This is a genomic window from Pseudomonas sp. G(2018) (assembly GCF_005502415.1).
In the GTDB taxonomy this organism is placed as follows: domain Bacteria; phylum Pseudomonadota; class Gammaproteobacteria; order Pseudomonadales; family Pseudomonadaceae; genus Aquipseudomonas.
On the sequence record NZ_SCOO01000013.1, the window covers coordinates 17996 to 30584 of the forward strand.

The window sequence follows — 12589 nt, forward strand, 5'->3', positions numbered from 1 at the left end:
TTGCCCGCGAAGGCTTTTTCGGAGTAGCAACAACTGGCCGGGCAGTGCTCGATTCCGTACCATCCGCACATTCTTTCTCGCTACTCCCTGCGGTCCTCCATGAAACCAAAAAACCTGCGTGCCGATGCCCTGGCCGGTCTCACCACGTCCTTTGCCCTGCTGCCCGAGTGCATCGCCTTCGCGCTGGTGGCCCATCTCAATCCGCTGATGGGGCTCTATGGCGCGTTCATCATTTGCACCCTCACCGCGCTGTTCGGTGGTCGACCGGGCATGGTGTCCGGGGCCGCCGGGTCGATGGCGGTGGTGATCGTCGCATTGGTGGTGCAGCACGGTGTGCAGTATTTGCTGGCCACTGTGTTGCTGGGCGGGTTGATCATGTTGGCGTTCGGCTTGCTCAAGCTCGGCAAGCTGGTGCGCATGGTCCCGCATCCGGTGATGCTCGGCTTCGTCAACGGTCTGGCGATCGTCATTGCCCTGGCGCAACTGGAGCATTTCAAGAGCGGTGAAACCTGGCTGAGCGGTACGCCGCTGTACATGATGGTCGGGTTGGTGCTGATGACGATGGCCATCGTCTATCTGATGCCGCGGCTGACCCGCGCCGTGCCACCGGCACTGGTGGCGATCCTGGGGGTGGGCCTGGCGGTGTATCTGCTCGGCCTGCCAACCCGCACCTTGGGTGACATGGCGCACATTGCCGGTGGCTTGCCGACGTTTGCCTTGCCGGATATTGCGTGGAACCTGGAAACCCTGCGCATCATCGCGCCGTACGCGATCCTGATGGCCATGGTCGGCCTGCTGGAAACCCTCCTGACCCTGAACCTTACCGACGAAATCACCGAGAGCCGCGGCTACCCGGACCGCGAGTGCGTGGCGCTCGGGGCCGCGAATATGGTGTCTGGTGTATTCGGCGGCATGGGGGGCTGCGCGATGATCGGCCAGACCATGATCAACCTCAGCTCTGGCGGACGTGGCCGCGTCTCCGGCGTTGTGGCCGGGGTGTCGATTCTGCTGTTCATCCTGTTCCTGTCGCCGTTAATCGAGCGCATACCATTGGCGGCGCTGGTCGGGGTGATGTTCGTGGTGTCGCAGCAGACTTTTGCCTGGGCCTCGCTGCGGGTGGTCAACAAGGTGCCGCTCAATGATGTGCTGGTGATCATCGCCGTGACGGTGATCACGGTGTTTACCGACCTGGCCACCGCGGTGCTGTGCGGGATCATCATTGCGGCGTTGAATTTCGCCTGGCAACAGGCCCGTGAACTCTACGCAGACAGCCACCTTGAGGCCGACGGCAGCAAGCTCTACCTTCTGCATGGCACGCTGTTCTTCGCCTCGACGACACCGTTCCTCAATCAGTTCGATCCCGCCAACGACCCGTCGGTAGTGACGATCGATTGCCGCCATTTGAGCTTCGTCGACTACTCAGCCATTGCCGCGCTCAAGACCCTGCGCGAGCGTTATGAAAGAGCCGGCAAGCACTTGCGGGTGCTGCACTTGTCCGAGCGCTGCAAAAAGCTGCTCAAACGTGCAAGCGTGAATCACGACTGACGGAATGATCGTTTCCGGCGATGAAAATTCGCCGGTCCGATTTTCATTAATCGCGACATCGCATATCCGTCAGCGACATCCCTTACCTCTCTACGAAAATTACTTTCACCTCGTTTGATAATCACGATTCGAAATGTTTTAAGAGTTTCACAAAACTTTCGACGTGACCCTCTCGAGGAGTACCGCATGACCCTGTCCTTCGGCTATTGGCTGCTGGTGTATGCCGCCATCGCCATCATTGCCTTGATCGTTCTGATCGCCCGTTACCGGCTCAACCCGTTCATTGTCATCACCCTGATTTCCATCGGTCTGGCGTTGGTCGCGGGGATGCCGCCGTCCGGTGTGGTCGGGGCTTATGAGGCCGGGGTCGGCAAGACCCTGGGGCATATTGCGCTGGTGGTGGCGCTGGGCACGATGCTCGGCAAGATGATGGCCGAGTCCGGCGGTGCCGAGCAGGTGGCGCGGACGTTGATCGACCGTTTCGGTGAAAAGAACGCGCATTGGGCGATGGTTTGTATCGCGTTCCTGGTGGGCCTGCCGCTGTTCTTCGAGGTCGGTTTCGTGTTGCTGGTGCCGATTGCCTTCACCGTGGCGCGACGGGTAGGTGTGTCGATCCTGATGGTCGGCTTGCCGATGGTTGCCGGGCTTTCGGTGGTACATGCGTTAGTGCCGCCACATCCGGCGGCGATGCTTGCGGTGCAGGTCTACCAGGCGTCGGTGGGGCAGACCTTGCTCTATGCGATTGCGATCGGCATTCCTACGGCGATCATCGCCGGTCCCATCTATGCCAAATACATCGTGCCGCGCATTCAGCTGCCGGCGGAAAACCCGCTGGAGCGCCAATTCCTCGAACGTGAACCGCGCGACAGCCTGCCGGGCTTCGGCATCACCATGGCGACCATTCTGTTGCCGGTGGTGCTGATGCTGATCGGCGGCTGGGCCAACCTGATTTCCACGCCGGGCACCGGTTTCAACCAGTTCCTGCTGTTCATCGGCAACTCGGTGATCGCGCTGCTGCTGGCGACTTTGCTGAGCTTCTGGACCCTCGGCCTGGCCCAGGGCTTCAACCGCGAGTCGATCCTCAAGTTCACCAACGAGTGCCTGGCGCCGACTGCCAGCATCACCTTGCTGGTAGGCGCCGGCGGTGGCCTGAACCGGATTTTGGTGGACGCTGGCGTTACCGACCAGATCGTCAGCCTGGCTCACGAATTCCATCTGTCGCCGCTGTTGATGGGCTGGCTGTTCGCCGCGTTGATGCGCATCGCCACCGGCTCGGCCACCGTAGCCATGACTACCGCGTCCGGCGTGGTCGCGCCAGTGGCGATTGGCCTGGGTTATCCGCACCCGGAATTGCTGGTGCTGGCGACCGGTGCCGGCTCGGTGATTTTTTCCCACGTCAACGACGGCGGCTTCTGGTTGATCAAGGAATACTTCAACATGACGGTCACCCAGACCTTCAAGACCTGGACCGTGCTGGAGACCATCATTTCGGTGGTTGCCTTCGCGTTGACCGTTGGCCTTTCTTACCTGATTTAGCCGGAGCCGCTTGCCATGGACATCCTTTACCAGATTCGCGCCCGCCAGGATTCTTTCAGCGCCGGTGAAGGACGCATCGCCCGCCTGATGCTCGACGACGTAGGGTTTGCCGCGTCCGCCAGCCTCGATGAGCTGGCACAGCGGGCGGAAGTGAGTACGGCGACGCTGTCGCGTTTCGCCCGCACGGTCGGCTGCCGCGACTTGCGTGATCTGCGCCTGCAACTGGCCCAGGCCAGCGGTGTCGGCAGCCGCTTTCTCGACCCGGCGGGCACGCCTGAGCAATCAGCGTTCTACGGGCAGATCGTGGGTGATATCGAGTCGACCCTGCGCCAGCATCTGGCGGCCTTCGACGAGTCGCGCTTCAGCGATGCAGTAAAACTGCTGGGCAAGGCGCGGATGATCCACGCCTTTGGCATGGGGGGCTGCTCGACCTTGTGCAGCGATGAGCTGCAGGTGCGCCTGGTGCGACTCGGCTACCCGATTGCGGTTTGCCACGACGCGGTGATGATGCGCATCACGGCCTCCAGTCTTAGCGCCGAACACGTGGTCATCGTCTGCTCGCTGACCGGCATCACGCCCGAGTTACTCGAAACAGTGGAACTGGCCCGCAGCTACGGCGCACGGATTCTGGCCATCACCCGCGGCGACTCGCCGCTGGCGCAATTGGCTGACATCGTGCTGCCGCTGCAAAGCGCCGAAACCTCCTTCATCTACAAACCGACGGCGGCGCGCTACGGCATGTTGCTCGCCATCGATGTGCTTGCCACCGAGCTGGCACTGGCCAATCCTCAAGACAATCAAGAGCGTCTGCGGCGGATCAAACTCGCCCTGGACGATTACCGCGGCGGCGACGATCACTTGCCGCTGGGAGACTGACATGATGTACGACACGCTGATCCGCAACGCTTTGATCATCGATGGCAGCAACAGCCCTGGCTACCCGGGAGACGTGGCGATTCTCAACGGTCGCATCGAGCGCATCGGCGACTTGCACGACGCCCGCGCCGTTGAGGAAATCGACGCGCAGGGCCACGTGCTGGCGCCGGGTTTCATCGACGTGCACACCCACGATGACACGGTGGTGATCCGCCAGCCGCAGATGCTGCCCAAGCTCAGCCAGGGCGTGACCACGGTGATCGTCGGCAACTGCGGGATCAGCGCTTCGCCGGTCAGTTTGCGCGGTGATCCACCGGACCCGATGAACCTGCTCGGCACCTCCGCTGCCTTTGTTTACCCTAAATTCAGCGATTACCGCGCCGCGGTCGAAGCGGCGAACACCACACTGAACGTAGCCGCTCTGGTGGGCCATACCGCGTTGCGCAGCAACCACCTTGATGACCTGTTTCGCACGGCGACCCCCGATGAAATAGCGGCGATGCGCGAGCAACTGCGCGAGAGCCTGGAGGCTGGTGCGCTGGGCTTGTCCACCGGCCTTGCCTACGCCAGCGCGTTCTCGGCATCCACCGACGAAGTCATGCTACTGACCGAAGAGCTGACGGCCTTCGGCGCGGTCTACACCACCCATTTGCGCAGCGAATTCGAACCGGTTCTGGAGGCCATGGACGAGGCGTTCCAGATCGGTCGCCATGCGAAATCCCCGGTGATCATTTCCCACCTCAAATGTGCCGGCGCCGGCAACTGGGGACGCAGTCCGCAACTGCTGGCATCCCTGGAACACGCGGCGAAAACCCACCCGGTGGGCTGCGACTGCTATCCGTATGCCGCGAGCTCGTCGACCCTGGACCTCAAGCAAGTCACCGATGCCCATCGCATCACCATCACCTGGTCCACGCCGCACCCGGAAATGGGCGGCCGCGACCTGATGGACATCGCCGCCGAATGGAACCTGTCGTTGCTCGACGCGGCCCGCCAGCTGCAACCGGCCGGCGCGGTGTATTACGGGATGGACGAAGCTGATGTGCGACGAATCCTCGCGCATCCACTGTCGATGGTCGGTTCCGATGGCTTGCCGGAAGACCCGTTTCCACATCCACGGCTGTGGGGCGCATTCCCAAGGGTACTCGGACATTTCAGCCGAGACGTGGGCCTGTTTGCGCTGCACACCGCCGTGCACAAAATGACCGGGCTGTCGGCGTCGCGATTCGGTTTGAAGGAACGCGGCGAGATCCATGAAGGGCATTGGGCGGACCTGGTGTTGTTCAATCCGGCGACCATTCGCGATGTCGCGGACTTCAATGATCCGCAACGGGCGGCCGAAGGCATTGAAGGGGTGTGGGTCAACGGCGCGCTGAGCTACCGCGACGGTCAGGCGAACGGGCGCAGGGAAGGGCGGTTTCTGGCGCGGGAAGGGGATTTGCGCGACGGGTTTCAGAGCGTTTTGGGTAGTGCGTCACAGTGATGGCACATTGAGATTAAAGAATGCTGCCACCAAGCCGAATTGCTGACGTACAGCCCGGCTACACTGTGGGCTATTTCTGTCTGGGAGCAACTCGATGAGCTTCGGCAAAACCACCCCGATCCTGCGGATCTTCGACGAAAGCAAGGCCGTGGAATTCTACGTCGACTTCCTTGGGTTCAAGATCGACTGGCAGCACCGTTTCGAAGCCAATTTCCCGCTCTACCTGCAAGTCTCCCGTGGCGAATGCGTGTTGCACCTGAGCGAACATCACGGCGACGCGACACCGGGCTCGGCCCTGCGCATCGAGACCGATGAACTGGAAGCCTTCCAACAGCAACTGCTGGCCAAGGACTATCCATTCTCCCGCCCGCATATCCAGGCGATGCCGTGGGGCAGCCAGGACATGACCATCAGCGATCCTTTTGGTAACCGGTTGGTGTTTACCAATGCGATCAGTGTCTGAATTTCTTTGGTGACAGATACATCGCCATCGCGGGCAAGCCCGCTCCCACAGGATGTTCACTGAACCTGTGGGAGTGGGCTTGCCCGCGATTGGATTGGTGATATACCGCTGACTGAACGTCAGACCCGGAAGTGGCTGACCATCATCTGCAACTGGTTCCCCAGCCGCGCCAGTTCAACGCTGGACTTGGCCGTCTCGTCGCTGGCCGCAGCGGTCTGTTCCGACACGTCGCGCACGTTGATGATGCTGCGGCTGATCTCTTCGGCCACGGCGCTTTGCTGCTCGGCGGCAGCGGCGATTTGCTGGTTCATCGACTGGATGTTGGACACCGTGCGGGTGATGCTTTCCAGTGACTCGCCGGCTTTGCGGGTCAGGGCCACGCTGCTGTCGGTGAGTACGCGGCTGTTGTTCATCACCGTCGACACTTGTTGCGTGCCGTTTTGCAGGCCGGCGACCAGGCCTTCGATTTCTTCGGTGGATTTCTGCGTGCGCTGGGCCAGGCCGCGCACCTCGTCGGCCACCACGGCAAAACCGCGACCGGCTTCACCGGCACGGGCCGCTTCGATGGCGGCGTTGAGTGCCAGCAGGTTGGTCTGTTCGGCCACGGCCTTGATCACGTCCATGACGCTGCCGATCTTGTCGCTTTCTTGTTGCAGCACGCTCATGGCTTCGGTGGAGCGCACCACCTCGCTGGCCAGGCGCTCAATCTGCGCGATGGCTTCGTTGACCACTTTGTCGCCTTCACGGGCCTCGCCGTCGGCAGCAGCGGCGGCTTGCGAGGCCTGTTCGGCATTGCGAGCAACTTCCTGCACGGTTGCAGTCATTTCGTGCATGGCCGTGGCGACCTGATCGGTCTCGACCTTCTGGCTGTTCACGCCGGCGCTGGTTTGCTCGGTCACCGCCGACAGTTCTTCGGCGGCGCTGGCGATCTGGGTCACACCGTCGCGGATACCGCTGATCAAGTCACGCAGGGTCACGCCCATGCGCGCGATGCCTTGCTGCAATACGCCGAGTTCATCGCGGCGGGTGACTTTGACGTCCTGGGACAGGTCGCCGCTGGCGATGCGATTGACCACGGCCAGTGTATCGCGCAGTGGGCCAGTGATCTGGCGGGTGATGAGTACGGCGGCAATGATGCCCACCAACAATGCCAGCAGCGTACTGACCAGTTGCAGGGTGCGGGCCTTGGCGCTTTCGGCATCGCGGCGGTCGAGCTGGATCTGATACAGCTGCTCGCTCAGGGAGACGATGGCGGCACCCTGGTCGGTCATTTCCTTGCGCGACTGCACCACATCGTTGCTCGCGGCTTTATAAGCCTGCAGGGCGCTGCGGTAGTTGCCCAGTGCGGTTTCCAACTGCGGCAGGGCATCCGGTTGCACGTCGGCGAAATGCACGTTGAGCAGCTTCACGCTGGCGATGGCCGTGTCCAGTTGGGCAACGGCTTTCTGTTCGGTTTCAGCGTTGGTGGTGGCGGTGTAGCCGCGCACTTCGTAGCGAGCCAGCAAGAAGGCTTCCTTGGCGGCGGTGATGGCCTGGAACTGTTCGAAGCGTTGATCGCTCGGCGGCAGTTGTTGCACGCGGCTGTTCAAGGCGTTGATCAACGTGTTGGCAGTTTCCGCGTTGGCGGTCATGACGTCCCGTGCACTGTTGCCGGCGCGATAGGCTCCCCGCATTTTGTTCAGCGACGTCTTGTAGGCGTCGATGACGGCACCTTGCTCCTTGAGCAGCTTGAGGTTTTCCGGGCTCTTGAATTTCACCAGCAGGGCCTGCTGCTGGGCGGAAAAGGCTTCAAGGCTGGTCTGCACATTCTGGGCGGTGGTTTCGTCGCCATTGGTCAGCATGTATTGCAGACGCACCACGCGCAGCTTGGTCAGGCCGGCGTTGAGCTGGGTGATGTCGCTCATCCAGTTGCTGCGGTCAATCAAACTGCCGAGGCTGGTCCAGCCAGTCAGGGCGAGGACGCAGGTCAGGGCCAGGACCAGGCCAAACCCCAGGCCCAGTTTCAGGTTCACGCTGATGTTGCCGAACCAGCTATTCATCAAAATTCCTCCAGGAACGTTGTGCTTCTCGATCGTCGGTTGGCTGGAAGATTGTTGTTTTTAGGTGCCAGCAGGGTGTGTAGAAGGTCTGTATCGGCCGCAACCGCGAGAGCTGAAAGGATTTTGTCGGTGTGAATCTGTAACAAGGTTTTTGTCCAGCTTTTAAGCTTTTTTTCACAAGCGTTTCACTGCCTGCCCACGCCCGTCTCTCTACCCTCGGTGCATCGAATGAAGTGATGCATGCCGGCGAGGCGGCTAGATGTGGAGTTGAGACTGAGTCTGTTTGGAGTAAGCCGCTCAATCGATCTGAGCGGTTTGACCCGCTATCGCAATACAGCCGTGGTGCTGGCCTCGGCGCTGCTGGTGATCCCCTTGACCCTGTTTTTGCTGCGACCCGTCGCCGTGCCGGACCTGGCCCATGGCAACGTCGCCGGTGCACGGGCATTGCAGGCGGGCTGGGCCAGAGGCGACATGATCGTGCTGGTGCGCCATGTCGAGCGCTGCGACCACTCCCACGCCCCTTGCCTGAGCGGCAACGACGGGATTACCGATCGCTCGCGCAGTGTGGCGGTAGCTGTCGGTGCGCAGTTCGAGCGGTTGGGGCTGGACAAGGCTGACATCTACAACAGCCCGATGATGCGCACGGTGCAAACCGCCGGCTACATGTTCAACAAGGTCGGCAACAGTGATGACTGGTTGATCAACTGCAAGGGCACCATGCTGCGCGACGCCCTGGCGCACAAGGTCGCCGGGCGCAACCTGATCCTGGTGACCCACAGTGAATGCATGGCGCAACTGGAGAAGGACTTGAGGTTATCGAGCTCGACCCTGGGTTATGGCGCTTCGCTGTTTATCACGGTCGACATGCCCCACACGCCGCGGATGCTCGGCTACATCGAAGCCTCGGACTGGCGCTCGGTAACTACCCAATGAATTCATCCTCTGGATCGGAAAACACGATGCCGACTTCCTCACGCGCCCGTTTCTACTGGTTGAACCTGGGTATTCCGCTGGCTTGTGCGGCCTTGGTGTTCCTGTTGTTTGACCTGACCAGAATCGATATCGCCTTCAACGATCTTTTTTATGATCCCGTGACGCAGACCTTTCCGCTCGACCACGTGCACCTGTTCGAAAAAATCACCCATAAATGGGCGCGGATCATCCCGAACTGGACCGGTGAGTTGGCGATCATTGGTACCTTGCTGTCGTTTCTCTGGCCGCTTTCAAAGGCCGGAAATCATTCGAAGCTTCTCGCTTTCCTGGAAAAGATAAAAGTCGCGCCTGTGCTGAGGTTTGCCAGCAAACATCGCCGGGATTTTCTCTACGTGGTTTTTGCGTTTGCCATCAGTACCGGGCTGATCCACTACCTCAAAGGTCACACCAGCGTGTATTGCCCGATTGAAACGACGCAATACGGCGGCAAGATCGAGCATAAGGAGTGGTACGAGAATTTCGATTTACTGAGGGTGGCCGGTGACGGCCGCTGCTGGCCCGGCGGGCATGCTTCCGGGGGCTTTACCATGCTGGCGCTGTATTTTGTCGCGCGACGTTATCGCTGGCGTTATTCCAAAGCGCTGATGTATGGCTCGTTGGGGCTGGGTTTCGTGTATGGCACAACGCGGGTGCTGCAAGGTTGGCACTACATGTCCCATACGTTCTGGGCCGGGATCGTTGTGTGGTTGGCCTGTTTGCTGACGGCGCTGGCGTTTTATGGGCGGGCGCGGCTGGAGAGGCCGGTGCTGCGGAAGGTTGAAGGGCCGGTGTTGGTCGTTGAGACCCAGCCCAGGTTTTAAATTGTTTTGTCCGGGATACAGCTTTCGCGAGCAGGCTCGCGAAGAACGATAACGCGGTGTGGGCGCGTTAACCCAAACGCCGCGACCATTGCCGATCCGGATCCTCCCAAACCCTGCTGACCAACGCCGTCAACACATGATCCTGCCAGCGCCCGGCAATGTTCAGATAGTCCTTGGCATACCCTTCACGCTCGAATCCCAGCCGCTCCAGCAACCGCGCACTGCGTTCGTTGCCAGGAATGTAGTTGGCCATGATCCGGTGCAGGTTCATGGTTTCGAACATGTAGCCGATGCCCGCTTCGAGTGCTTCGCGCATCAAGCCCTGGCCCTGTCGGGACTCGCAAATGTGGTAGCCCAGATAGCACGCCTGAAACGCCCCGCGAACGATGCCGCTGAAATTGCACGCGCCGATCATCTGCCCGTTGTCGCGATCCAGCACCGCGAAATGCACTGCATATCCTTCATCGAAGGCCATGGCCTGTTGCGCCAGGCGCGAACGGATTCTTTCCGGGCTGTGGTAATCGTCCGCTCGAACCGGTGACCAAGGCGCGAGGTGTGCGTGGTTGCGTCGATAGAAATCGCTTTCCAGCGCCGCCTGGCTGGGGCTCAGGATCGCCAGTGTCACGCGTTTGCAGGGCAGGGAGAGGATCGTCATCTGGCGCTCCAGTGGGGGAATGATGACCAATCTACAGACAAAAAAAAGCCCGCGGGAGGGCGGGCAAACCGTAGTTTCTTGAATGAGCGTGGGAAATGTACAGGGTGCGGCATTAAGGTGGGGTGAAGAAAAGTTCATGTGCCGGTCGATGGGGGGCATGTTTCGTATGCGTGACATTGAGCATCGTATGTCACGTATACGAGACATTCCCAAGCATAAAAGGCCGGCATTAGGCATTGATCGGGGCATTCATCAGAATGGGCAGTTGGTTTCGTTTAGCTTCAGTTTCCGTCAGCACAAGGTTCTGCCGTCTGATAGCCTCAGCCAGCACCTCACGGTAGACGCGCTTTTTCTGCTTCGACTTGGCATAGCGAATAAAGTCGGCGAAGGCGCTTTTGGCTCCCTTGCAATGATCTGATTGGATCGGTGTCATTGAGTTCTTCCTGATCCTCAAGCGCGGGATCTACAAATGCATTTTCTTGTGTGCTGCCGCCCGGTGTCCGCACCGCGTATCCGACTCTAAACCCGATGCAGTTCACCGACCCTCACCACCTCCCCAAAATGATGCTCCCAAAGCCGCACCCCCAACCCTCCCGACCGATCCAGTGACGACCCCACCGTCAAATCAGTGATCAGCGTCGGCTGCAACCCCGCATCGAACAGCGCAAACCCGGCCGCGAGGCAGCAGGTTTCGGTTTGCAGGCCGCACACCAGGACTCGATCCACGTTCAGGCTTTTAAGGTATTCGATTGTTTCAGGCGTTGGCGTGTAGCCGTGCTTGATGAAGATGCGGTCGGCTTCAATCAGGCTGTCGTCATCCGCGGCGGGGTGCCAGCCGAGTTGCTTCTGGAACGGCGTTTTTGCTTCGTCGTGGCGTTCGACGGTGGCGACGCTGGGCAGTGTGCCAATGAGCGTGCGGATGCCGTCGATAAGCCATTGCGGCGGGGCGAAACTGGGTTGTACATCGATGATGAGTAATGCCTGGCGCATGATGGGACTCCGATTGGATCCGATTAATACTGTCAAAAAAATGGCTTTATTTTGGGGGTGTATGCCGATTCGCGATGAAATAGACAACCTATTGACAGTATCCGTCCGATCTCCCATTATCGGCCGCGTTTTGATGGCCTACCGCCATAAAACTGCCGGTCATAACCGGGTGGTTTTACACGCCTCACATTCGTATACGATAAAACCGGCACATACCGTTAGCGGACTTCAAACACTAGTATCCGCTTGAATCTTCAGGAAGAAACTTCATGTTCGTTGAGCGAGTACTGGTCACCGGCGGGGCGGGATTCATCGGGTCGCATCTTGTCGAAGCGTTGCTGGCCAAGGGATACAAGGTTCGCGTGCTGGATAACTTGTCCACCGGCAAAGTCAGCAACTTGCCCATGGACAATGCCAATCTGAGCCTGGTCATCGGTGATGTCGCCGACAGTGCCGCCGTTTCACAGGCGATGCGCGATTGCAGTGCTGTCGTACATTTGGCGGCCGTGGCCTCGGTGCAAGCGTCGGTGGATGATCCGGTTGGCACCCATCAAAGCAACTTCGTTGGCACTCTCAACGTCTGTGAAAGCATGTTGAAAGCCGGGATCAAACGCGTGGTGTTCGCCTCCAGTGCCGCCATCTACGGCAACAATGGCGAAGGTTCGGCCATCGACGAAGACACGCCAAAGTCACCGCTCACGCCGTACGCCAGCGACAAACTGGCCAGTGAGCATTACTTGGATTTCTACCGTCGCGAACACGGCCTGGAACCGGTGGTCCTGCGCTTCTTTAATATCTTTGGTCCGCGCCAGGATCCGTGTTCGCCGTATTCCGGTGTGATCAGCATTTTCACCGAACGGGCGCTGAGCAAGCAGCCGGTTTCGATTTTCGGCGACGGCGAGCAGACCCGTGACTTCGTCTATGTCCAGGACCTGGTAAGTATTCTGCTGCAAGCCGTGACGGTGAAAGAGCCGTGTCCCGGAGCCGTGAACATTGGCCTCAGCCGCTCCACCAGTCTCAACGATTTGGTCGCTGAACTGGGAAGCGCCACCGGCGACCCGTTGACGGTGAATTATCAGGCGCCACGTCAGGGCGACATTCGCCACTCGCGCGCTAAGAATGCTCGCCTGCTGGAACGCTTTGATCTTCCAGAACCGACTTCCATCGGCAAGGGTCTGGTGCAACTCATCCGCAGTCTGTAACCCGGTC

12 protein-coding genes and 1 pseudogene are annotated in these 12589 nt (G+C 60.0%); 8 read left to right on the top strand and 5 right to left on the bottom strand.

Annotated elements, in window-relative coordinates; translation table 11 throughout:
* Window positions 1-99: 99 nt before the first annotated feature.
* From FFS64_RS14870 to FFS64_RS14890, 5 genes are all read left to right on the top strand, one after another.
* Window positions 100-1545 (top strand): SulP family inorganic anion transporter, encoded by a 1446-nt coding sequence (locus FFS64_RS14870; RefSeq protein ID WP_137806004.1) that lies wholly within the window; start codon window positions 100-102, stop codon window positions 1543-1545.
* A 186-nt stretch (window positions 1546-1731) separates the two neighbouring features.
* Window positions 1732-3081, top strand: a complete 1350-nt coding sequence (locus FFS64_RS14875; RefSeq protein WP_137806005.1) for a gluconate:H+ symporter — start codon at window positions 1732-1734, stop codon at window positions 3079-3081.
* A gap of 15 nt (window positions 3082-3096) precedes the next feature.
* The gene (locus FFS64_RS14880) at window positions 3097-3957 is read left to right on the top strand and encodes a MurR/RpiR family transcriptional regulator (RefSeq protein WP_137806006.1); all 861 of its coding nucleotides are present in this window, start codon (window positions 3097-3099) and stop codon (window positions 3955-3957) included.
* Window position 3958: 1 nt separating this feature from the next.
* Window positions 3959-5440, top strand: coding sequence for an amidohydrolase family protein (locus tag FFS64_RS14885; RefSeq protein WP_137806007.1), 1482 nt, complete (start codon window positions 3959-3961; stop codon window positions 5438-5440).
* 94 nt (window positions 5441-5534) lie between these two features.
* A complete protein-coding gene (locus FFS64_RS14890) occupies window positions 5535-5903 on the top strand; it encodes a glyoxalase superfamily protein (protein ID WP_137806008.1) in 369 nt (122 codons plus the stop codon).
* Between the two features lie 119 nt (window positions 5904-6022).
* Here FFS64_RS14890 and FFS64_RS32195 read toward each other — a convergent pair whose 3' ends face one another.
* A complete protein-coding gene (locus FFS64_RS32195; protein WP_372242174.1) occupies window positions 6023-6886 on the bottom strand; it encodes a methyl-accepting chemotaxis protein in 864 nt (287 codons plus the stop codon).
* A gap of 42 nt (window positions 6887-6928) precedes the next feature.
* A pseudogene (locus tag FFS64_RS32200) lies at window positions 6929-7942 on the bottom strand (methyl-accepting chemotaxis protein); the annotation flags it as partial.
* 261 nt (window positions 7943-8203) lie between these two features.
* On the opposite strand from FFS64_RS32200, the gene FFS64_RS14900 reads away from it, so the two are divergent.
* Both FFS64_RS14900 and FFS64_RS14905 read left to right on the top strand, forming a co-directional pair.
* On the top strand, window positions 8204-8875 hold the full coding sequence (locus FFS64_RS14900) for a histidine phosphatase family protein (RefSeq protein ID WP_137806010.1): 672 nt from the start codon (window positions 8204-8206) through the stop codon (window positions 8873-8875).
* A 26-nt stretch (window positions 8876-8901) separates the two neighbouring features.
* Window positions 8902-9735 carry a phosphatase PAP2 family protein gene (locus tag FFS64_RS14905; RefSeq protein ID WP_137806082.1) on the top strand — a complete coding sequence of 278 codons (834 nt, stop codon included), beginning with the start codon at window positions 8902-8904 and terminating at the stop codon, window positions 9733-9735.
* Between the two features lie 67 nt (window positions 9736-9802).
* Here FFS64_RS14905 and rimJ read toward each other — a convergent pair whose 3' ends face one another.
* The 3 genes from rimJ to FFS64_RS14920 all read right to left on the bottom strand — a co-directional run bounded on the left by rimJ (window position 9803) and on the right by FFS64_RS14920 (window position 11380).
* Window positions 9803-10390, bottom strand: a complete 588-nt coding sequence (gene rimJ / locus FFS64_RS14910) for a ribosomal protein S5-alanine N-acetyltransferase (protein ID WP_137806011.1) — start codon at window positions 10388-10390, stop codon at window positions 9803-9805.
* Between the two features lie 229 nt (window positions 10391-10619).
* Window positions 10620-10823 carry a hypothetical protein gene (locus tag FFS64_RS14915; protein WP_137806012.1) on the bottom strand — a complete coding sequence of 68 codons (204 nt, stop codon included), beginning with the start codon at window positions 10821-10823 and terminating at the stop codon, window positions 10620-10622.
* An 86-nt stretch (window positions 10824-10909) separates the two neighbouring features.
* Entirely contained in the window at window positions 10910-11380 is a 471-nt protein-coding gene (locus FFS64_RS14920; protein ID WP_137806013.1) for a cysteine hydrolase family protein, read from the bottom strand.
* Window positions 11381-11649: 269 nt separating this feature from the next.
* Between FFS64_RS14920 and FFS64_RS14925 the strand changes: the two genes are divergently transcribed.
* On the top strand, window positions 11650-12582 hold the full coding sequence (locus FFS64_RS14925; RefSeq protein WP_137806014.1) for an NAD-dependent epimerase/dehydratase family protein: 933 nt from the start codon (window positions 11650-11652) through the stop codon (window positions 12580-12582).
* The last annotated feature ends 7 nt before the right edge of the window (window positions 12583-12589 follow it).

Bases quoted from the DNA above. Each gene is read 5' to 3' on its own strand.
- FFS64_RS14870 (WP_137806004.1), top strand. From the start codon at position 100: ATGAAACCAAAAAACCTGCGTGCCGATGCCCTGGCCGGTCTCACCACG.
- FFS64_RS14875 (WP_137806005.1), top strand. From the start codon at position 1,732: ATGACCCTGTCCTTCGGCTATTGGCTGCTGGTGTATGCCGCCATCGCC.
- FFS64_RS14880 (WP_137806006.1), top strand. From the start codon at position 3,097: ATGGACATCCTTTACCAGATTCGCGCCCGCCAGGATTCTTTCAGCGCC.
- FFS64_RS14885 (WP_137806007.1), top strand. From the start codon at position 3,959: ATGATGTACGACACGCTGATCCGCAACGCTTTGATCATCGATGGCAGC.
- FFS64_RS14890 (WP_137806008.1), top strand. From the start codon at position 5,535: ATGAGCTTCGGCAAAACCACCCCGATCCTGCGGATCTTCGACGAAAGC.
- FFS64_RS32195 (WP_372242174.1), bottom strand. From the start codon at position 6,886: ATGGGCGTGACCCTGCGTGACTTGATCAGCGGTATCCGCGACGGTGTG.
- FFS64_RS14905 (WP_137806082.1), top strand. From the start codon at position 8,902: ATGCCGACTTCCTCACGCGCCCGTTTCTACTGGTTGAACCTGGGTATT.
- rimJ (WP_137806011.1), bottom strand. From the start codon at position 10,390: ATGACGATCCTCTCCCTGCCCTGCAAACGCGTGACACTGGCGATCCTG.
- FFS64_RS14915 (WP_137806012.1), bottom strand. From the start codon at position 10,823: ATGACACCGATCCAATCAGATCATTGCAAGGGAGCCAAAAGCGCCTTC.
- FFS64_RS14920 (WP_137806013.1), bottom strand. From the start codon at position 11,380: ATGCGCCAGGCATTACTCATCATCGATGTACAACCCAGTTTCGCCCCG.
- FFS64_RS14925 (WP_137806014.1), top strand. From the start codon at position 11,650: ATGTTCGTTGAGCGAGTACTGGTCACCGGCGGGGCGGGATTCATCGGG.